16 protein-coding genes are annotated in these 21,680 nt (G+C 59.7%); 5 read left to right on the top strand and 11 right to left on the bottom strand.

Annotation, left to right across the window (positions count from 1 at the left end; all coding sequences use genetic code 11):
* Positions 1-78: 78 nt before the first annotated feature.
* The 4 genes from N5J69_RS00155 to N5J69_RS00140 all read left to right on the top strand — a co-directional run bounded on the left by N5J69_RS00155 (position 79) and on the right by N5J69_RS00140 (position 3,047).
* Positions 79-1,623: a methyl-accepting chemotaxis protein gene (locus tag N5J69_RS00155; RefSeq protein ID WP_279767256.1), complete on the top strand. Its 1,545-nt coding sequence runs from the start codon at positions 79-81 to the stop codon at positions 1,621-1,623.
* Positions 1,620-1,931: a hypothetical protein gene (locus N5J69_RS00150; RefSeq protein WP_279767255.1), complete on the top strand. Its 312-nt coding sequence runs from the start codon at positions 1,620-1,622 to the stop codon at positions 1,929-1,931. The genes N5J69_RS00155 and N5J69_RS00150 overlap by 4 nt, the downstream gene beginning before the upstream one ends.
* Before the next feature lie 327 nt (positions 1,932-2,258).
* Positions 2,259-2,753 (top strand): MarR family transcriptional regulator, encoded by a 495-nt coding sequence (locus tag N5J69_RS00145; RefSeq protein WP_279767253.1) that lies wholly within the window; start codon positions 2,259-2,261, stop codon positions 2,751-2,753.
* A gap of 93 nt (positions 2,754-2,846) precedes the next feature.
* Complete coding sequence (locus N5J69_RS00140) at positions 2,847-3,047, top strand: hypothetical protein (RefSeq protein ID WP_279767251.1); 201 nt, start codon at positions 2,847-2,849, stop codon at positions 3,045-3,047.
* Positions 3,048-3,210: 163 nt separating this feature from the next.
* Here the strand turns inward: N5J69_RS00140 and N5J69_RS00135 are convergent, their stop codons facing one another.
* The 8 genes from N5J69_RS00135 to N5J69_RS00100 all read right to left on the bottom strand — a co-directional run bounded on the left by N5J69_RS00135 (position 3,211) and on the right by N5J69_RS00100 (position 12,432).
* Positions 3,211-4,533 (bottom strand): PAS domain-containing methyl-accepting chemotaxis protein, encoded by a 1,323-nt coding sequence (locus N5J69_RS00135; RefSeq protein ID WP_279767250.1) that lies wholly within the window; start codon positions 4,531-4,533, stop codon positions 3,211-3,213.
* Positions 4,534-4,734: 201 nt separating this feature from the next.
* Entirely contained in the window at positions 4,735-6,168 is a 1,434-nt protein-coding gene (locus N5J69_RS00130; RefSeq protein WP_279767248.1) for a YchO/YchP family invasin, read from the bottom strand.
* Positions 6,169-6,343: 175 nt separating this feature from the next.
* On the bottom strand, positions 6,344-7,141 hold the full coding sequence (locus N5J69_RS00125; protein ID WP_279767246.1) for a glucose 1-dehydrogenase: 798 nt from the start codon (positions 7,139-7,141) through the stop codon (positions 6,344-6,346).
* Positions 7,142-7,152: 11 nt separating this feature from the next.
* Positions 7,153-8,220: an ABC transporter permease gene (locus N5J69_RS00120; protein ID WP_279767244.1), complete on the bottom strand. Its 1,068-nt coding sequence runs from the start codon at positions 8,218-8,220 to the stop codon at positions 7,153-7,155.
* Between the two features lie 223 nt (positions 8,221-8,443).
* Positions 8,444-9,976, bottom strand: coding sequence for a sugar ABC transporter ATP-binding protein (locus tag N5J69_RS00115; protein ID WP_279767242.1), 1,533 nt, complete (start codon positions 9,974-9,976; stop codon positions 8,444-8,446).
* 10 nt (positions 9,977-9,986) lie between these two features.
* Positions 9,987-10,598, bottom strand: coding sequence for a DUF2291 domain-containing protein (locus tag N5J69_RS00110; protein WP_279767241.1), 612 nt, complete (start codon positions 10,596-10,598; stop codon positions 9,987-9,989).
* 45 nt (positions 10,599-10,643) lie between these two features.
* Positions 10,644-11,579, bottom strand: coding sequence for a D-ribose ABC transporter substrate-binding protein (locus N5J69_RS00105; protein ID WP_279767240.1), 936 nt, complete (start codon positions 11,577-11,579; stop codon positions 10,644-10,646).
* Between the two features lie 55 nt (positions 11,580-11,634).
* Complete coding sequence (locus tag N5J69_RS00100) at positions 11,635-12,432, bottom strand: GolD/DthD family dehydrogenase (protein ID WP_279767238.1); 798 nt, start codon at positions 12,430-12,432, stop codon at positions 11,635-11,637.
* Between the two features lie 352 nt (positions 12,433-12,784).
* On the opposite strand from N5J69_RS00100, the gene N5J69_RS00095 reads away from it, so the two are divergent.
* Positions 12,785-13,597, top strand: a complete 813-nt coding sequence (locus N5J69_RS00095; protein ID WP_279767236.1) for a DeoR/GlpR family DNA-binding transcription regulator — start codon at positions 12,785-12,787, stop codon at positions 13,595-13,597.
* 547 nt (positions 13,598-14,144) lie between these two features.
* Here the strand turns inward: N5J69_RS00095 and cobA are convergent.
* Genes cobA through nirB form a run of 3 tightly spaced genes read right to left on the bottom strand, consistent with a single transcriptional unit; the run spans position 14,145 to position 21,675 of the window.
* On the bottom strand, positions 14,145-14,996 hold the full coding sequence (gene cobA / locus N5J69_RS00090) for a uroporphyrinogen-III C-methyltransferase (RefSeq protein WP_279767234.1): 852 nt from the start codon (positions 14,994-14,996) through the stop codon (positions 14,145-14,147).
* Complete coding sequence (locus N5J69_RS00085; RefSeq protein ID WP_279767233.1) at positions 14,996-17,614, bottom strand: nitrate reductase; 2,619 nt, start codon at positions 17,612-17,614, stop codon at positions 14,996-14,998. The genes cobA and N5J69_RS00085 overlap by 1 nt, the downstream gene beginning before the upstream one ends.
* Positions 17,611-21,675: a nitrite reductase large subunit NirB gene (nirB, locus tag N5J69_RS00080; protein WP_279767232.1), complete on the bottom strand. Its 4,065-nt coding sequence runs from the start codon at positions 21,673-21,675 to the stop codon at positions 17,611-17,613. Before nirB ends, N5J69_RS00085 begins: the two co-directional genes overlap by 4 nt.
* Between the last annotated feature and the right edge of the window lie 5 nt (positions 21,676-21,680).

Below are 21,680 nucleotides of genomic sequence, written 5' to 3'. Positions count from 1 at the left end.
ATTTAGTTAAGTTCAACCCTACAGAACCCTCCCCGGCTGCCGATACCGTATTACCTAACGAACTCTTCCGGACGACAGATGAAAATTTCAACGCGCCTTAGCGCAGGTTTTGGCCTGCTGATTTTGCTGTTTATTATTTGTGCTGGCACCGCGATTCAGGCGCTGAACAGCGCCCGTAACAGTATGGACGAGGTGGTCAATGTCCGGCTGAAAAAGTACCAGACGGTGCTGGACATGCGTGGCGGCGTGCGGGATATGGCTATAGCGGTACGCAACCTTGCCCTGATGACCGACCCTGTCGCTATGCAGCCAGAATGGCAACGCCTGCAAAAACAGCGGGCGCTTTACATCAGCAATCGTGAAGCGTTGTCGCGCATGATGCAGACCGACACCGGGCAGGATGGACGGGAGGCGATGAGCAGAATTGAATCTTCCGAAGCGGCCGCGCTGTCCACACTCATGAATGCCGGAAAACTCGGGCTGGAAAACCGTCAGCAGGAGGTCACCGACTATCTGTTAACCGTGGCGCGCCCTGCGCAGCAGAGTCTGCTCAAAGCCATCAACGATCTGACCGAGCTTGAAATGCGAAACAGCCGGGACACGGTGGTGGACAAGGGGAACGCTATCGCCCGCACCACCTGGATACTGATCATCCTGGCACTCATCTCGGTGCTGGCTGCGGTCGTCACCTGCGTGTTTATTGTGCGTATGCTGATGCGACAGCTGGGCGGCGAACCGGTTCAGGCCCAGGCGCTGGCTGCCGCCATTGCCGCTGGCGATCTCACCTCGCCGGTTACGCTGCGCCGGGGCGACAGCACCAGCCTGCTTGCTTCGTTAAGTGATATGCAGACCAATCTGCGCGGGCTGGTGACGCAAATTAAGGATGCTTCCGCTGCGGTGGCGCTGGCAGCCGATGAGATTTCCCAGGGCAACAGTGAGCTGTCATCCCGTACCGAGCAGCAGGCGGCAGCGCTGCAGGAAACCGCAGCCAGCATGGAGCAGCTCACTGCCACAGTAAAAAGCAATGCGGCGGGGGCGCAGCAGACGGCAGATTCCGCACGCGAGGCCGCCACGCTGGCCAATGCGGGTGAAGCGGATGTTCAGCGCCTGTCAGAAACAATGCATGACATTTCGCTGAGTGCCGTGCGGGTGCGAGACATTACGTCGGTGATTGAAGGCATCGCTTTCCAGACCAATATTCTGGCGCTTAACGCCGCCGTCGAAGCAGCACGTGCCGGTGAAGACGGTCGCGGATTTGCCGTGGTCGCGGGTGAAGTCCGCTCGCTGGCCCAGCGCAGCGCGACGGCGGCGCGTGACATCAAGCAGCTGATTGAGCAGGCGGTAACGCAGGTCGGAGAAGGTGTCACCGTGGCGGCGGGAACGGGTGAACGCATCCTGAAAATTGTCAGCCGCGTGGGTGAGCTGGCCGATGCCATGGACAACCTTTCGCTCTCCTCCGGTGAACAGATGCAGGGTATCTCACAGGTCAGCATTGCAGTAAGTCAGATGGACGGCGTCACGCAGAATAACGCTGCGCTGGTGGAAGAGTCCTCGACGGCCTCACAGTCCCTGCTGGCGCAGGCACGCGACCTGCGTGGCATGGTCGGGACCTTCACCGTATGAACCTGTCCGGCGGAAACGGTTCTGCCGGGACGACTGATCTGATCAGCCGTATCGGTGGACTCAAACAGGATGTGGACATTCTGCTGCAGCAGCTGAGTGAAGGGGAGTATCTGAGTGTGGATACCTTCGCCAATAACTGGATTCATCTGACCCAGCTTTACAGCCGGATTCAGGAGCACATGAGTAACCGCGCCCTGATGGATAAACTGGTACACAGTGACCTGTTGCTGGCCGCTGACCTGCTGGCGGTAGGAAGAATGATTGCGGTCATGGATAATTTTCTGCGCTGCGCGGTCATTACCCGATAACACGATCTTTGCGCAGATAGCGTTTAGCCCTGAGCTAAACGCTGAAAATTTGCGGCAAATCGTCGCTGTGTTGCCTCTGGCGCACGTTGTGCGCCAGAGGCTGCAACCGGTTATGTTGACTTCAATTTAATTTGACTCAATACTGAACCCCCTTTCACCCGGTGGCGCAGCCAAAGGCTTTTTCACGTGCCGTGATAGCGCTTAACGGTTGGGTGTCTGACCCCCTACAGAGAAGCTGCCGCCGTCAGCCTCTCCCCAGGACACCATTAGCAAGGCGTCAAGGCTGGCAAGCCGCCGGTGGTCTGGCTCTCCTGCCCCGGACTCAGAATGAGTAAAGATATGAATGATGAAATTGCGGGGAGCACTGAGACGCCTCCGGCCAGTGCAGCACCTGAAACCATCGACCAGTTTCTCTGCTTTGCGCTCTATTCCGCCTCCCTCGCCATGACGAAACTCTATCAGTCGCGGCTGAAACCGCTGGGGCTGACCTATCCGCAATATCTGGTACTGCTGGTATTGTGGGAAAAAGATTGTCTGACCGTCTCGGAGATTGGCGCACGTGTCCGTCTGGACTCCGGCACGCTCAGTCAGCTTCTGAAGCGGCTGGAAAGTGCAGGCCTGATCTGTCGCCAGCGTGACACCGGAAAGGATGAGCGCCGGGTGGTGGTCTCCCTGACAGAACAGGGCCACCAGCTTAAAGTTACTGCGGCTGGCGTTCCGGCAGATATGATTTCAGTGATGGATACCGCCTGCAGTGAGCTCGGCGAACTGACGACCCAGGTGGCTACCCTGCGGGAAAAACTGCTTAAGGCCCTGCCATGATGCTGGCTTTCGATAAACGTGCGGGCGGGCTGAATTACCGGCGCGTTACCCGTTCAGATGCTTTACAGCAGAATTGTTGCACTGGAGTTTCTTTTGGGCACCGATAAACCGGCAGATATGGATGATGTCCATGCCGTGGTAGGACATGCCGTATCCAGCCTGCTAAAGTCAGGTAAGACGGCTGGGATACAGGAAATTATCGCTTTCCTGAAACAACAGGAAGCGCAGTCAGTAAACGGACAGAGAGAAGTTTACGCCAGAGCCGTTCGTGTGGTGTCGAAACTGGTTAACTGATTTTGGGCCACCGGGCTGAACGGTGCGGTTTAGATCCCCGCAACAACCGTCGCCCCTCTACTGTCATGTACCCTGTTTGTACAAACGCCGCACGTGGCCTGGTTAATATTTTTCTTCCGGGCCAGCCTTCACCGGCCCTGATGATGCGGCCGGTTCAGGGAGGTTATTCCCCATGTGCCGCCCGGGCAACGTCTCTGACGGCGCTTTCCACCCGCTCTGAATCTTTCTGAATGCTGGCAATCACCGCCCCCGCTTCACGCATCAGCAGCACGCCCTCGCCGGTGTTCGCCAGCGAGGTTTCAATGCCCCGCAGGACGTCTCTGGCCAGTTGATTATTCCCCGCCACCACCCGTTCAATCTCTTCAGTCGCGCTACTGACGCTGGCCGCCAGGCTGCGGACCTCGGCCGCCACCACGGCAAAGCTCCGGCCCGAGGTGCCTGCCCGCGCCGCTTCAATGGCGGCATTCAGTGCAATCAGCCGGGTCTGCATCGCAAAGCGTCGGATGGTTTCAACCATGCCATCAATGCTGTCCGACTGGCTGTTAAGCCGCGTAACATCTGCCGAAACGACGCTCATCTCTTCAGCAATCTGGCTGATCATCCGGATGCTGTTGTCGATCACATCCGCGCCCGCCTGGGCGCTTCCCCGTGTCTGAACCGCCATGTTCCAGGCATTTAACGCCGCGTCATATTCCTGTTGATTACGCAGCACCTGCTCTGTCACGTCGGTGGCGAATTTAACAATTTTAGTGAGCTGGCCGTCACTGTTGAAGACCGGGTTGTAAGTTGCCCTGAGCCAGAGAGGTTCGCCACGCCGGTTGAGGCGGGGAAACTGGCCCGAAAAGAACTCGCCCTGATTCAGCCTGACCCAGAACTGCCGGTACTCCTCGCTCTGAGAGAGCTCATCCGAACAGAAAAGCCGGTGATGCTGCCCTATGACCTCAGCAGCCTCATACCCGGTCGCCCTGAGAAAGTTATCATTTGCTTCCAGCACGTGCCCGTCAGGGCTAAAGGCGATCATCGCCATAGATCGGCTGATCGCATTGATGATCGACGCCTGCTCCAGTGATGACTGCATTCTTTCTGAAATATCAGCGGCTATTTTAACGATTTTGAACACCCGTCCGCGCCGGTCCTTCACCGGAATATAGCTCGCCTCCAGCCAGACTGGCCGCATGCCGCTGGCCAGCCGCAGATATTTGTCACTGAAACTTTCGCCTGCCGCCAGACGCTGCCAGAAGCGTCGATACTCCGGCGAGTTCACCAGCGCTGGCGGGCAGAACATTCTGTGATGCTGACCAATGATTTCATCCGCCCGGTAGCCCATTGCCGACAGAAACAGCGGGCTGGCTTTCTGAATAATGCCCTCTGGCGTGAATTCAATAACGGGCATGGCGTGCCCCAGCGACTGGAATGACGCGGCAGCGTGTACGCCACGCTGACGAAGAAAAGAAGGGACGAGATATTTCAGTAAATTCAGGCGCATGAGCAAGACCGTTAAACGTTGGAATTGCTTCTGTTATCGGCATTTTGTCGACCGCCATTATGCATCGCTGCGATAGTTGCGGCTGATGATTGCAACATGATGTTACTATCGACACACATGGGTGACTGCCGCCCGTCATCAACACGATTCTGTGAGGAAGCCGGGCGGACCTACTGCCTACAACGCGGGCAGATTTACCCGCTAGAGCGCCGTATCAGTGGGTGCCATCAAATCGTAACGATCGTTCTGCACAGGCGCATCCATGGCCATCGGCGGCTCAATTTTCAGCGTGATCCAGTTAGAGGTGACGCGCTGTTGCCTGCTGTCCTCCAGCGTTACCGACAGCCGATATTCGTTGCTGGCGTCTGGCGACGGATCCCACTGCGGTAAGATCACACTCCAGCCCTGAGGATCGGCGTTATTAGCCGGTGGCGTCAGGCTCAGCGCCTGCGTGTCACCCTGCCAGCTCACGGCTTTGATCGCATTGCTGGCGCGTATCTGCAGCTTCAGCGGCAGGCTCTCACCGCTGCGCAACTGCCAGGGCGGGGTTGCCAGGAACACCGACAGGGTTTTGCGCTGGCGGAATGAGAGCACCGGCGTATCGCTGCGGGTCACGGTATCGTAGCGGCTGCCGCGCAGGGAGCGTGCTTCCGCAACGTTACCGGCATCAAGCTGACGGCTCAGCGCCACACCAAAACGGTAATTGAGTTTTAGCCCCAGCTGATCCTGGCTTTCACCGGCACTGCTGGTTTTGTGGGTGGCGGATAACGTCACCAGGGGTACTGGCGTATAAGAGAGACCAAATGACATGGCAGAGGGATTGTGATACCGGTTGCCGCTGTTAAACAGGTCGACATTGTCACCCAGATAGTGCTGATAGCTCAGTGAAACGCCCAGCTGACGATAAAAAGGCAGATAGCTCTGACTGGTGATGTCATAGCCGCGCGCCATGCGCTGCTGTTGTGAATGGCCAAGGTTTTTCCAGCCGGAAAGCGGCTCATAGTAGTTGGCCGAGAAACGCATCGAATCGCTCCAGGCTTCAGTGCCCACCGAGGCACGCTGCAGGCCGCTGCTGAAGACGCGATCGACAAAGCCGTTGTAGCCCAGCAGCCAGTCACCGGCGTCCCAGCGCTGTCCCAGTCCCGCATTGCCGACCAGGCCATCATCCGTTTCATGCAGGCCAAGCTGGCTGAAGGTGAGCAGGCTGTTCTCGTCGGCCAGTGCGCTGAAGAGATCGCCACCCGTGCCGGTGAAGTTTCCGTCCATGTCGACGTTCAGATCGAGCTGCGCAGTGCCGTAGGGGGAAAGCAGTGACTGCCCTTCGCTCTCGACCCGATCGGCCACTTCATCGCGCAGATGATTGAACGCCCAGACGCCCGCCTGCTGACCAAATGTCACATTGCTGTCGCTGTTATTACTCGCTTCACCGATGCTTTTCGCCACGGCCGCCAGCTTTTTACTCCACGCTTCATCCTGATCGCTGACGCTGCCGAGCGTCGGCAGTGACGCCGTGTAGCGCGCAGGATTGTCGAATGGCGTCTCTGACACGGCCGTTTCAGTCTGGAACGCGCGGGCGCTCTGCATGGCAGTCAGCGACAGCGCAATCAAAGAGAGAACCCCTGTAGTCCTTATCATGTCACCCGGCACATTGATTAATTTGTCGCTGCGATTAAAGTCAAATTCATTGACCGTTACCTTAACATATTGTGACGGCGATGCAGGACAACAGCGGCAAATTGTGCATATACCAGAAAAGTCTGGCACAAAAAAAGGCCTGCTACACAGCAGGCCCGGACGATCGCGGGCGTTATCAGGAGAAGATTAAACCGCCGTCCACATTAATGGTCTGTCCGGTGATATAGCGCGCATCGTCTGACGCCAGAAACGCCACCAGCCCGGCGACATCCTGCGGCTGACCGGCACGTTTCAGCGGAATGTTTTTCACCCACTCCGCCATCAGCTCGCCTTTGCCGTACGTTTTCGCCTCGCTACTGAGGATTTCGCCCCAGACGCGATCGTTGTAATCCCACATCTCACTCTCAATGATGCCGGGACAGAAGGCGTTGACCGTAATGTTCCACGGAGCCAGCTCCAGTGCCAGACTCTGGGTAATACCAATCACCCCCATTTTGCTGGCGGCATAGTGCGGCGTGTAGATAAAGCCCTGCCGCCCCTGCCCCGATGAGGTGTTAATCAGGCTGCCGCTGCCCTGCTGCACCATATACTTCGCGGCTTCCCGACAGCACAGCCAGACGGCGGTGGTGTTCACGGCCAGAATCCGCTCAAAGTCGCTTTTCGGCATGGTGTCGAAGCGGTCGATGGTGATCACGCCTGCATTCTGAATCGAGACGTCAATCTGACCAAAGCGTTCAAAGGCCTGCTGATAGAGCTTTTGTACTGCGGCTTCATCCGTCACGTCGACCTGCAGCGCCAGAATCTCACTGCCGTACTGCTGCTGAAGCTGGTCGGCGGTGGCAAAGACCCGGTCAGCATTTGACACCATCACCAGCCTGGCCCCGTCGCGGGCGAAACGCGCCGCGATGCCGGCACCGATACCGCGACAGGCACCGGTAATCACCACTGTTTTTCCACGTTGTTCGCGGCTCATAATCGCTCCTGTTAACTGTGACGAACATCAGTGAGAGGGACGGTCTGCTGCTTTTTTTCATGGCGACGCAGCAGCACCACTTTGCTTTGCAGACGTTGCTGGAACTGGTCGATGACCACCGCCGTGACAATCACCAGACCCTTAATCACCATCTGCCAGAAATCGCTGACGCCCATCATCACCATGCCATCGGCCAGGAAGACGATAACGAACGCGCCAATGATCGAGCCGGACACCCGCCCACGCCCGCCCGCCAGCGCCGTGCCGCCCAGCACGGTGGCCCCAATGGCGTCCATCTCAAACATGTTGCCGGTCATGGGATGCGCGGTCTGCAACTGCGACGCCACCACCAGACCGACCAGACCCGCACACAGGCCGGAAAAGGCATAAACAAAGATTTTCACTTTGATGATCGGCACACCTGCCAGCCGTGCGGCGGACTCATTGCCGCCAATGGCGTAAATGTAACGCCCCAGCGGGGTTTTGCGCGTCAGGTAGAGACCGAGCAGTAAGAAGCCGAGCATCAGCCAGATCGGCAGATAAACGCCGAGCACCGTGCCGGAACCCAGCAGGGCAAACCCGGTGTTGCCCAGCGCGGGCATCCCGACCAGATTGGCGTAGGTGCCGCCATCGTTGAACAGTAATGCCGCACCGCGCGCTACATACATCATGCCAAGGGTGCAGATAAAAGGAGCCACGCCCAGCCGGGTGATCACCGTGCCGTTAATCAGCCCCACCAGCACGCCAAAGATCGCTACCACCAGAATCACTTCCGGCACGTTGAGAAACAGCGTATTGCCGCCCCACAACGGGATGCCACTGGTCAGCAGTGCGCCCGCCACCATGCCGCAGATCCCGGCGACCGCGCCCACCGAGAGATCGATACCGCCGGTGAGGATCACCAGCGTCATGCCAATCGCCAGCAGCCCGGTGATCGCCACGTGCTGCGTCATGATCAGCAGGTTCGAGGGGGTAAGAAAGTTCGGCACCATCACGCTGAAAAAGCCGACCACAATCAGCAGTGCAATAAAGGTGCGTGCTTTAAGCAGGTACATATAGAGCAGATATTTTTGGTTCATGACATTCTCCGGCCAGCGTAGCGCCTGGCCCAACAGGCGTTATTGTTGCAGGCAGTCTGGACACGGACAGCGCGAAACAACCGAACGTACACGCAGTACGTGAGGATGACTCGCTGTGCTCGCCCCTTCAGGGCCGCCCTGACGGGCGTTCAGGTTGCTAAAGCCGCCTGTGTGAACACTGCCCCGGTTCAGACTGACAAATAAAATGGCCTGGGATAGGCTCTTAATCCTGCGGGGTTGAAGCCGCGATCAGTTGCTCCCGCGTCACCGCTGCACGCGGCAGATCGGCCGTTATCCGGCCATCGGCCATCACTAAAATGCGGTCCGCCAGGGCCATCACCTCATCCAGTTCGGATGACGAGAACATCACTGCCAGCCCCTGCTGTGCCAGACTGCCAATCAGGTGATAGACATCGGTTTTGGCACCCACATCGATGCCGCGCGTCGGCTCATCCAGCAGCACCACCTGCGGCCCGGTCATCAGCGCTTTGCCCAGCACCACCTTCTGCTGATTACCGCCACTGAGCGCCGTAACCGGCAGGTCAGCATCGCTGACTTTGATCGCCAGATGGCCGATCATCTCATTGACCCGCTGCTGCTCCCGGCCCGGATTCAGCAGCCCGAGCGCCCGTCGAAAACCGCGCAGGCTGAAGTCAGAGAGCGTCATGTTGGCCGTAATCGACATCAGTTCAATCACCCCTTCGCCTTTGCGATCTTCGGGAACCAGCGCGATGCCACTTTTCAGCCGCTGCTGGAAGCTGCGCTTCGCCAGATCCCTGCCCGCCAGCCGGACCCGGCCCGACTGACAGGGCATCAGCCCAATCAGTCCCTTGAACAGCTCCGTGCGCCCGGCCCCCAGCAGGCCATAAATGCCGATCACCTCACCTTTGCGCAGGGTGAAACTGACATCATTAAGCTTGTAGCCGCCGTTCTGATGCAGCGCGGTCAGCCCTTCGACCTCCAGCACTGTTTCCCCTTGTGGCGCAGGCTGATAGTCGAACTGTTTCTTCTTGTCGCCCACCATCTGAGCAATAATCCACGGCACGCTGGCGTCGCGCACCTCGCGCTCGCTGATGAAACGGCCATCACGAAAAATGGTGATGTGATCGCCGATTTCCATCAGCTCTTCCAGCCGGTGAGAAATGTAGATGATGGTGACACCGCGCCGCTTAAGCTGGTCGATAACGCTGAAAAGCACTTTCACTTCCGACTGGCTCAGGGCACTGGTCGGTTCATCCATGATCAACACCCGGGTGTCTTTCGACAGCGCACGGGCAATCTCCACAAGCTGCTGATGACCGATACCCAGCTCGCCGAGCGGCGCATAGGGGTCGACATCCAGCTGAAGCCGCTCCAGCAGCGACTTCGCCAGCGCATACTGATACTTTTCATTGATGACGCCGCGCTGGAAAAACTCGTTGGCGATAAAAATGTTGTCCATCACGTTCATGTTGGGAAACAGATTCAGCTCCTGAAAAATAATGCTGATCCCCTGTTTCTCCGCCTGATGCGTTGAGTTCAGCGACACCGCCCTGCCATCCAGCAGAATCTCGCCCGACGACGGCGTTTCCACCCCGGCCAGCATCTTCATCATGGTGGACTTACCGGCACCGTTCTCCCCGATCAGGACATTGACTTTGTTGCGATAAACCCGATAGCTGACCTGATCGAGCGCGGTCACGCCGGGATAAAGACGCGACACGTTACGCGTTTCGATGATCACGTCGCCGGACGGTTGACCTTGAGAATTTTGCATCAGCCGCTCCTTATTGCCGGGTGATGGCAGCCGGAGTAATATCCGGCAGCTGTTGCGGAATGTCCCAGCTGCTGAACACGCCCGTCACCATGACTTTATCCCCCACCTTCGGCGCAAACTGCTGCATCAGCGTGGAGGCGTGCTGATTGATGGCTTTGCCATAATCACCAAACAGCACCTGGTCATTGAAGTCCTGATAGCTCGCCCCCCGGTAGACATCCCGCAGCGCGGTGCCGCGAATGATCGGCCCGACCTGAATAGTGACACTGTCACCTGATTCATCCTTCACCGTCATCTTTCCGCTGCGTGAAGTGGTATTCACGGCGGTGACATCGCCGCGAACAGAGACGCTGAAGACACAGGGGTTCTCAGCCTGACTGCGGTAGCCGTAGGTCTGACAGGCGCTGTCAAAATCTTTGGCAGACTGCAACGACGTCATCAGCGTCGCCAGGGGTTTCGCTTCGGCCTGAACCTGCGGCACCAGCTTCTGCTGCCAGAGCTGGTCGATGTTTGCCATTTTGGGGTTAGGGGGATTCTTCAGATCAGCCAGTTCCTGCTGCGACACAATGCGGCAGCCGCTTAACAGCATGACAACCAGCGTCAGCCAGACTCTTCGGGACATCTTCTTCTCCCTGGCGCCCGCTTTCGCAGGCGCGGCAGCGGTTAATTACGACTTGTAGTTAAAGTCCTGGACGCCTTTGGCGTTTTCCGGGGTAATCAGAATGCCGCGGAACATCACACGCTGTTTCTCCGGTTTCACGCCCTTCTGAATGAAATTATCGAGATCGGTCACCCCTTCGGCGGCAATCGCCTGCGCCTGCAGCATCACCGTGGCTTTCAGCGTGCCTGCTTTCACCGCATCACGTTCGTCGTTGCTGCCATCAATCCCCACCACAATCACATCGTTGCGACCGGCCGCCTTAAGTGCCGCAATGGCACCCAGCGCCACCGGGCCGTTACCGCAGATCACCCCTTTCACATCCGGGTGCGCCTGCAGGATGCTGTCCATAATGCGCTTGCCGTCGATCAGCGTCCCTTTGGCATCCTGACGCGCTACGCTCTGCATGTCGGGATACTGATCCAGCACCTGATGGAACGATTTAGAACGGGTGACGCAGTTGTTGTCTGCCAGGTTACAGGCCAGCTCAGCGTATTTGCCCTTTTCACCCATCTTCTCGACAAAGACGTTGGCCACATCTGAACCGGCCTGGAAGTTGTTGTGGGTGATCTGCGCCAGTGCCACGTCATCCACCGGAATTTCGCGGTTGATCAGCACCACCGGAATCCCGGCATCTTTGGCTTTTTTAATCGCCGCCACGCTGGCGGTAGAGTCGGCGTTATCCAGCACGATACCCTGCACTTTCTTACCGATAGCAGCGTCAATCAATTCGCTCTGCTTCTTCACATCTTCGCCGTGCGACAGCACCGTGGTTTTGTACCCCAGCTCCTGCGCTTTAAGGTTGGCGCCTTTCGCTTCCGAGGCGTAGTAGGGATTATCGAGTGAGTTAACCAGAATCATAATGGTGCCTTTTTCGGCGGCAAAAGCCGCCTGCGAAGCCAGACAGGCAGCCACGGCAGTACACAGCAGGGTACGGTTTTTCATGATGTTCTCTCTTATCGTTATGGCAGGGTATGAAGTCCCGGGTGTTGACTTAGCTTTACCAGATGGTGAAGCCACCATCGATCATCAAATCCGCGCCGGTGATCATGTCGCTGCCGTTGCTGGCGAAGAACAGCACGGCGGCGGCAATCTCGTCGGTATAGGCAAAGCGACCGAGCGGAATCAGCTTTTTCATCTGCTCGCCTTTCTCGCCGCGCCAGGCTTTCTCACCCATCGGGGTCAGCACCACGGTGGGCGACAGGGTATTCACGTTGATGCGATGCGGGGCAAACTCTTTGGCCATCACTTTGGTCATGCCCAGCAGGCCCGCTTTGGCTGAGGTATAGGCGACATGGTTATCGATAGCGATGGAGGCCGCCTGAGAGGCGATATTAATAATTTTGCCGCCCGCACCGGCACGGATCATCAGCCGTGCCGCCGCCTGTGAGCAGAGAAACGGTCCGGTGAGATTCACCGCAATCTGCTTTTGCCACTCGGCAAAATCGGTCTCGATCACCGGCTGCAGCATCACGTAGCCTGCGCAGTTCACCAGGATGTCAATCCGGCCATAGTGGGACACTACCGCGTCAAACGCCGCGTCCACCGAGGCGGGATCGGTGACGTCACAGCAGACAAACTGCACCCGGTCAGCCGCGAAATCCGCCTGCAGGCTGGCAACTTTCTCCGCTTCAAACGGCGGGTAGAGCAGCGCCAGACGCGCGCCCTTCTCCAGCAGCATGCCATTGGTGGCCATCGCAATGCCGCCCAGTCCGCCCGTCACCACCGCCACTTTACCGGCCAGATTCAGTGCGGTATCCACGCCGTAGCGCAGGTTTACGTCATATTCACCACTCATCCCACTCTTCCCCTCAGATTTTCGCTGATGCCCATGATTCAATCATTTTCGAACAAAAATATAAGCTATCGAAAAGAAATGATATGTGGAGCAGATCAAATTTCGACCATCTCCCGTTCAAAGCCGTTTATCTGATTGAAAAGACGTGATCTGGCTTCCAGTCCCGAAATAAAGGTTGCTGACTCCAGCCGTGAAACGCGGTGAGATTCAATAGCCTGCATATCAATCACTTTCGTTCGAAAACGATCGACCCGTCAGGCTATCTCGCATTCATAAAAATGGCGCGTTAAACTCAGCCACAGAGACCTTGTTCGCCCGAACCATCAGGTTACTGGAAAAGGGAGCATTTCGATTGAAAAGCAAAAGTGAGCAGTTCGCTGACATGCAGCAACGCCGCGAGAAAATTCTGGAGATGATCCGTGAGGATGGAACGGTCACGGTCAAAGCGCTGACCGAGACCTTTGGACTGACCGAGGCCACATTGCGCAGTGACCTGCGTATGCTGCAAAAACAGGGCTTTGTGCAGCGCTACCACGGTGGCGCGACGCTGATGACGGGTAAGCAGAATACCGGGGCAATGCTGCTGGAGCGGCAGACCCATCTGGAAGAGAAAGAGGCGATTGGCCGCCTGGCGGCGCAGCATATCGAAAATGGCGACACGGTGATTTTCGATTCCGGCACCACCACGACTGCGATTACCGAGGCCATCAGCCACATCCGTCGTCTGTCCGTGGTGACCACCGCGGTGAATATCGCCCTGAAACTGGGCGGCGAGCCGGGGATCAACATCCTGCTGACCGGCGGCACCTTTAAGTTTCCGACGCTCTCCACCTCTGGCGAGAAAGCGGCCAGCTTTTTCGAAAACGTGCTGGCCGAAAAACTTTTCCTGGCCACCGCCTGCATCTCACCGCGTCTGGGCCTGAGTTTCCCCAGCGAAACCGACATCAAGGTGAAAATGGCGATGATCAAATCTGCCAGCACGGTTTATGTGGTGGCGGACTCCAGTAAAATCGACAAAGTTTCGATGTTCGCGCTGCCCTGTGACTGGAGCAACATCCACTACCTGATCACCGACAGCGGCATCAGCACCGCGCAGGTTAAGGCGTTTGAAGCCTTAGGCGTGAAAGTGCTGGTGGCTCCGCTGGCGCTGAAGCGGGCGATGTAATCCTCATCGCTCCCGCTTTTCTCTGTGCAGGGAGCCAGGCCCGTGCAGCACATCTGGTGAAACATGCCGATACGGCACAACCCCGCCCCTCACCCTCCGAACGCCGCACCAATGCTAAACGTGCAGGTAAGGCCTGCCTGAAGAGCAACGTGTGCGAGCCAGGGATGGCGAGCCCAGTCCGCAGGGATGCGGGGGTCCTTTGCGGTCAGGCAGGCCTTTCCTGCGCGATGCACCAAACCGCTCCTGCCTTCTCACCCACCCCGCACTTACCCAGCCCCGCGTCCTCTGAACGCCGCACCGCTGCCAAACGTGCAGGTAAGGCCTGCCTGAAGAGCAAAGTGTGCGAGCCAGGGATGGCGAGCCCAATCCGCAGGGATGCGGGATCCCTTTGCGGTCAGGCAGGCCTTTCCTGCACGACGCACCGTCTTACAGACGCACCCAGCCATCAGTTGATCAGCTCACCCTATTCACCTAAGCAGGCCTTTCCTGCGCGACGCACCGTCTCACAGACGCACCGGCCATCAGCTGATCAGCTCACCCTATTCACCTAAGCAGGCCTTTCCTGCACGACGCAACGGTTTCCGAGATCCGCACCGGTCTCCCCACCCCGCCCCTGCAAATCCGCCCGATAAAACCGCACAACCTCACCCACTATCAGCAACGACGGAGACACAGGCTTGTCCTGCGCCACCGTCTCCGCCAGCCCACCCAGCGTGGTAATCAGCACCCGCTGATCCGGCCGGGTGCCATTCTCAATAATCGCCACCGGCGTATCTGCATCACGTCCCTGCGCCTGCAACTGCGCACTGATCGACGCACTCCAGCTCAGCCCCATATAAAACACCAGCGTCTGATTCACCGACGCCAGCGCTGCGGCATCCAGCTGCGGTTCGCCGCTCCGGCCATGCCCGGTAATCAACCGCAACGACTGCGCGCAATCCCGATGCGTCAACGGAATCCCGCTGGCCGCCGCACAGCCTGCGGCGGCCGTAATCCCCGGCACCACCTCACAGCGGACCCCGGCCTCCTGCAGGCTCACCATCTCTTCGCCACCGCGACCAAAAATAAACGGATCGCCCCCCTTCAGCCGAATCACATCACGCCCGCTGCGCGCCAGATCCACCAGCAACTGATTAATCTGCGCCTGCTTCAGTCCGTGCTGCCCTGGCTGCTTACCCACATCAATACACAACGCGCTCTCCGGCACCTCCGCCATCACCGCCTCACTCACCAGCCGGTCATACACCACCACCTCAGCGCCCTGCAGCAACCGCAACGCCTTCACCGTCAGCAACGCCACATCACCCGGCCCGGCACCCACCAGCCACACCGCACCCTGCTGCTTTGCCACACCGGCCGGGGTCAGTAACTTATCCAGAGAATCAATTGCTCGCGTCATCATTCCTCCACTACCACGTCGGACAGCAACAACTGCTTCAGCTCCGGAATACAGGAGCCGCACTGCGTGCCGCACTTCAGCTTCTCGCCCAATGCCTGAGTGCTGCGACACCCCTGCGCGATTGCCTGCAAAATCGTCTGCTCACCCACCGCCATACAGCTACAGATAATCCGGCCCGCCGCGCTGTGCTGCATCGCCCGACCCGCCAGCAGGCTGTGTCGCCCGGCAGCATCCTGCGGCGCATCAACAAAGGCCGCCGCGACAAACGCGCTATCCAGCAACGGCAACGCGCTACCGGCATAAAACGCCAGTTGCAACTCACCGTCATGCCAGGCCAGCACCCGATAATCACAGCCGCTGCCGCTGGCAACCTGCAAATCACAACCTGACACCTCCCCCTGTTCCGCCAGCCAATCCTGCGGCGAGCCCTCGCCTGCAACCGCATAGCGCTGCACTGCCGGATAGGGCGCACGCGACCAGTAGCGCAAACCTGCGGGCTGCGTAATCCTGCGCTGCCACAGCCAGCCCTGCCAGCTCACCGTCAGCGGCAAAATCCGCACCGGCGTCTGCTTCAGCGCTGGCTGCCCTGAAAACGGACAGGCCCGGGCGGCGACCAGCATATCAACGTGACTTTGCTGACTGAACTGCCGGTTCCAGTGCATCGGCACAAACAGCTCACCGCGCCGCATCCCGTTATCCGCGCGCACGCGCGCACTAATCCACCCCTGCACCGACTGCACCCGCGCCAGACCGCCTGCCGTCACGCCATAGCGTGCGGCGTCAGCGGGATGCAGCGCCACAAACGGCTCATCACAGTGCTGCATCAGACGCGGCACCAGCCCGGTCCGCGTCATGGTATGCCACTGATCGCGCACCCGACCGCTATTCATCAACAGCGGATAAGCCGCATCCTGCGGTGCAAAATCGGGTATTGCCGGGACAAGCAGCCGGGCTTTTCCATCCGGATGGAAAAAGCGGCGATCGCCAAACAACCGCGCACAGCCCTGCGGATGATCGGCATTCACGGGCCACTGCACCGGACGCAGCGCATCCCATTCGGCCTGGCTCAACTGTGCCAGCCCGCTGATATCAAACGCCCGCTTGCCGCCGTTCTCAAACCCCGACAGTGCAGCATGTTCGCGAAAAATCGCCGACGGATGCTGCCAGGCAAACCCCTCAGTGAAACCTAACCGCTGCGCTACCTGCGCCAGCAGCCACCAGTCAGGGCGGGCATCGCCCGGTGCGCTGACAAAAGCGCGCTGACGCGAAATACGCCGCTCTGAATTGGTCACGGTCCCGTTCTTCTCACCCCACCCCTGGGCGGGCAGCAGAATATCGGCAAAGGCGCTGGTATCGGTCTGCGCCATCACATCTGAAACAATCACCAGCGGGCAGGCCGCCAGCGCCTGTGCCACCCGGTTGCCCTCCGGCATCGACACCGCCGGATTGGTGCCCATAATCCAGACCGCCTTCACCTCACCGTCCGCAATCGCCCTGAACAGATCCAGCGCGGTCAGTCCCGGCTCACGGGCCATCGCCGGACTGCGCCAGAAACGCTGCAGCCGATCGCAATCCTCGTCCGTAAAACTCATGTGCGCCGCCAGCTGATTCGCCAGACCGCCCACCTCACGCCCGCCCATCGCATTCGGCTGTCCGGTCAGCGAAAAAGGCCCGCAGCCTGCACGGCCTATTTTGCCCGTCAGCAGATGCAGATTAAGAATCGCCTGGTTATTGTCGCTGCCAGTGGCAGACTGATTAATCCCCATGCACCACAGCGTCAGCACCCGATCGTACTGGCTGAACAGCTGGAAAAAGTGCGTCACCTGCTGCTCGGTTAAATCACAGGCCTGCGCAACCCGCGTGACATCCCACTGCGCGGCGGCGGCCAGTGTTTCACTCACGCCATTCAGGTGCGGCAGCATACTGGCATCCATGCCATCGTGCCGGACCAGCCAGTTCAGCAGACCGGAAAACAGGGCCGCATCGCTGCCGGGCCGCAGAGGCAGATGAAGATCGGCCTGGTCACAGCTCGCGGTACGGCGCGGGTCGAGGACAACAATCTGCATCGCCGGTCTCTGCAGCTTCGCCTGCATCAACCGCTGCCAGACCACCGGATGCGCCCAGGCGGCATTGGATCCCACCAGCAGCACCAGATCGGCCTGCTCCAGATCCTCATAACAGCAGGGCACCGCGTCCGCCCCCAGCGCCCGCCGGTAGCCGACCACCGCCGACGCCATGCAGAGCCGGGAATTGGTATCGATGTTGGCGGCACCGATATAGCCCTTCATCAGCTTATTGGCGACGTAGTAATCCTCCGTCAGCAGCTGGCCGGAGCCGTAAAATGCCACCGCCTTCGGACCATACTGATCGATCACCGCACGTAATCCCGCCGCCGCCGCATCCAGCGCCGCATCAAGGCTGACGCGCTGCCCGTTAACCTCGGCTGCCAGCAGACGACCTTGCGGTGTCAGCGTCTCCCCCAGCGCCGCGCCTTTAACGCACAACCGGCCAGCGTTGGCGGGATGGTACGGATCGCCCTTCACCGTTGTCTGATGATTGTCCTGCGGCGTGACGCAGACGCCACAACCCACGCCGCAATAGGGACAGGTGCTGTTCATGATGCCTGCGCCAGCGGATTTTGCGGACGGTTTGCCAGCCAGATCTGCCCCGCTTCCAGCTTCACCGGCCAGCAACGCAGCTGGTGCTGTGGATTATCCAGACTCTGCCCGTCACGCAGCCGCACCCGCTGCTTGTAAAGCGGTGAGATCACCACCGGCTCGCCGCCGACATCCCCCAGAATCCCGCGTGACAGCACGCTGGCATCGCAGCCAGGCTCGCGATCCTCCAGCGCATAAAGCGCGTCGCCAAAGCGGAACAGCGCAACACGCTCGCTGCCGAGTCGCGCCCCGATTCCCGCCTCTGGCGGAATCGCTTCCAGCGAGCAGACCGCGCTCCACGGCTCGGCGGGCAGCTGTAACAGCGGACGAGCCGCCACGGGTTCAGGCTGACGCTGACCGCGCACCCGGCTGTAGTGCAGCGTCTCATCAGGCTGGTCGCTGTTGACCGTTGGCGTAAACAGCGCCAGACGCGACGGGTCGGCCAGCGTGGTCTGCCATTCGCACTGCCAGGCATCCACTACCCGCTGCATCTCCTGCTCCAGCGTTGCACCCAGCCCGAGGCTGTCCTCAATCACCACCTGCCGCAGGTAGTCCAGACCGCCCTCCAGATTGTCCATCCAGACGCTGGTGCGCTGCAGACGATCGGCGGTGCGGATGTAAAACATCAGCAGGCGATCGACATAGCGCACCAGCGTGGCGTCGTCGAGGTCGCTGGCGAAGAGATCGGCGTGGCGTGGTTTCATACCGCCATTGCCGCAGACATAGAGGTTCCAGCCCTTTTCGGTGGCGATCACCCCGATATCTTTGCTCTGCGCTTCCGCACACTCGCGGGTACAGCCAGAGACCGCCATCTTGATCTTATGCGGCGCACGCAGCCCCTTGTAACGGTTCTCCAGTGCTATGGCGAAGGCGGTTGAATCCTGCACGCCGTAGCGGCACCACGTCGATCCGACGCAGGACTTCACGGTACGCAGCGACTTGCCGTAGGCGTGACCGGTTTCAAAACCGGCTTCGAGCAGCGTCTGCCAGATAGCCGGTAGCTGATCAAGCCGCGCACCAAACAGGTCGATACGCTGGCCGCCGGTAATTTTGGTGTAGAGATCGTAACGCGCTGCCACTTCCCCGATGGCGATCAGCCCCTTTGGCGTGATTTCTCCCCCCGGCACGCGTGGCACCACGGAATAGGTGCCATCTTTCTGGATGTTGGCAAAGTAGCGATCGTTGGTGTCCTGCAGCGGCAGATGCGCCGGTTTGAGCAGATAATCATTCCAGCAGGAGGCAAGCAGCGACGCCACCAGCGGCTTACAGATCTCGCAGCCCTGTCCCTGGCCGTGCGACGCCAGCAGCGCATCAAAGGTTCTGAACTCCCCGGCCCGCACCAGATGATAGAGCTCCTGCCGCGAATAGCTGAAATGGTCGCAGACATCTTTTTTCACCTCGACGCCAAGGTTTTCCAGCTCATACTCCATCACCTGCTTCACCAGCGCCGCACAGCCGCCGCAGCCGGTGGCCGCTTTGGTGCAGTGCTTAATGCTGCTCATCTCACCGCATCCGGCCTGTACCGCCGCACAGATGTCGCCTTTGCTGACGTTGTGACAGGAGCAGACCTGGGCGCTGTCGGGCAACGCCGCGACGCCGGGCGCTTTCGGCACACCGGCCAGTGCAGGCAGGATCAGGCTTTCGGGTGCCGCTGGCAGCGGTAAATCGTTCAGCATCATCTGCAGCAGCGTAGCGTAATCGCTGCTGTCGCCGACCAGCACGCCGCCCAGCAGCCGGGTGCCGTCAGCAGTGACCACGATTTTCTTGTAGATGCCTTTGGGGCCGTCAGTCCAGTGATAGTGCTGGCTGTCTGGCGTGCGGCCATGAGCATCACCGAACGACGCCACCTCCACACCCAGTAGCTTCAGTTTTGTGCTCATGTCGGCACCGCTGAAGGCGGCGGGTTCTGCCGCCAGATGTCCGGCGAGCACCCGCGCCATCTGGTAACCTGGCGCGACCAGACCAAAAATCTGACCGTGCCAGAGGGCGCATTCGCCAAGAGCAAATACGTTCTCATCGCTGGTCTGGCAGCTGTCGTTAATCTCAATGCCACCGCGTGGTCCAAGCGTCAGGCCCGCCTCACGCGCCAGCTCATCCCGCGGCCGGATACCGGCGGAGAACAGCACCAGATCGCCGGGTAAACTGCTGCCGTCGGCAAAGCGCAGCACCACACTGCCGTCGGGCTGACGTTCGATCAGCTCGGTCTGTTTTGAGGTGTGAACGGTAACACCCAGTGCCTCAATCTTCTGGCGCAGCATCAATGCCCCGCCCTCATCAAGCTGCACCGCCATCAGGCGCGGCGCAAACTCCACCACGTGCGTTTCCAGCCCGAGCTGCTTCAGTGCATTGGCGGCTTCCAGACCCAGCAGCCCGCCGCCGATCACAATGCCACGCAGGCTTTGGCGGGCGCAGGCGGCAATCGCATCAAGGTCGTCCAGCGTGCGATAAACAAAGCAGCGTTCACCGTCGTGGCCCGGCACCGGCGGGACAAAGGCGCGTGAGCCGGTCGCCAGCACCAGCTTATCCCACGCCAGCTCATTGCCCGCGCTGTCGCGCAGGCTGCGCTGCTGGCGATCGAGGTTCACGACCGTGCAGCCGCTGCGCAGTTCAATGCCGTGCAGGGTAAAGAAGTCCGCGCTGACCAGCGAAAGATCGGCCGCCGTTTTGCCGTTGAAATAGTCCGACAGATGCACCCGATCGTAAGCCTGCTGGCGCTCCTCGCCGTACACCACAATGTGATAGTGCTGATGCAGGTCACGGGCAACCAGCTGCTCAAGAAAGTGGTGACTGACCATGCCGTGACCTATCACGGCTAAAACCGGTTTACTCATCTCAGGACTCTCTGCAGCCTGCGGCTGCGGTTCAGGTTGATCGTTGTCGAACAGGGTAGCGAGCGTGACAGGTTCGGCGCGCTGCAGACGCGCCAGCCACGCCGCGCCCTGCCGGGTGTCGCCAGAGAGCAGCACGCCACAGAGGCGGCCCTGACGAAGAAAAAGACGGCGATAGTGGCCGGAGAGTGGATCAAAACTGCTGATGGACGGCGCTTCGCGGATCTCCCCCGCGCTGAACAGCGAAATGCCGCTGACTTTAAGCCGTGTTGCCAGCGGCTCACTGACAAAATCGCCCTGTGGCGATCCCGCCAGCTGCGCCGCCAGAACCTGCGCCTGCGCCAGGCAGGGTGCGACCAGACCAAAGGTTTCGCCCGCGATTTCGCAGCATTCACCCACGGCGTAAACATCGGGAATGGCGGTGCGCAACTGACCATCCACCAGAATGCCGCGCTGACACGCCAGGCCCGCCGCCCGGGCCAGCGTGGCTTCCGGCTCAACGCCAATGGCGATCAACACCTGCGTGGCGGCGCAGTGATGCCCGCGGGTCAGCGTTACGCCTGCCCGGTCAATCGCCGTCAGGCCGCTGTTCAGCACGCAGTTAATGCCGCGCTGTTCTAATGCCGTCAGCAGCAGTTCGCCCGCTTTGGCATCCAGCTGGCGATCCAGCAGCCAGGGTTTGTGATGCACCAGCGTCACCGTCCGTCCCCTGGCGCGGAGTGCCGCCGCCGCTTCAATGCCGAGAAAGCCGCCGCCCAGTACCACCACCGGTCCCTGACCCGCCAGCAGCTGATTGACGTCGGCGATGCTGCGAAAGCCCAGTACGTGAGGGGCATCAATGCCCGGTATCGCAGGCAGACGGGGCTGTGAACCGGTGGCAAACACCAGCCTGTCCCAGCCAAGCTGGCGCTGATCGGTCTGCACCGTGCGGGCCGCCAGATCGACCTGCTGCACGGTTTCACCGGTCAGCAGCGTGACACCCTGCCGCTGATACCAGTCACGATCGTGGATCAGGGTGTCACTAAAGGCCGTTTCACCCGCCAGCACCGGCGACAGCAGCACGCGGTTGTAGTTGCCGTGCGGCTCCCGGCCAATGACCGTGATGGCGTAACGCAGCGGCGCACGTTGCAGCAGGCTCTCCACCATCTGCATCCCCGCCATGCCATTGCCTATCACCAGCAACCGTTGCCTCATGGTCT

It is taken from the genome of Pantoea sp. GD03673, assembly GCF_029844725.1.
Taxonomy (GTDB): domain Bacteria; phylum Pseudomonadota; class Gammaproteobacteria; order Enterobacterales; family Enterobacteriaceae; genus Pantoea.
This window is presented reverse-complemented; position numbering and strand designations above follow the sequence as displayed.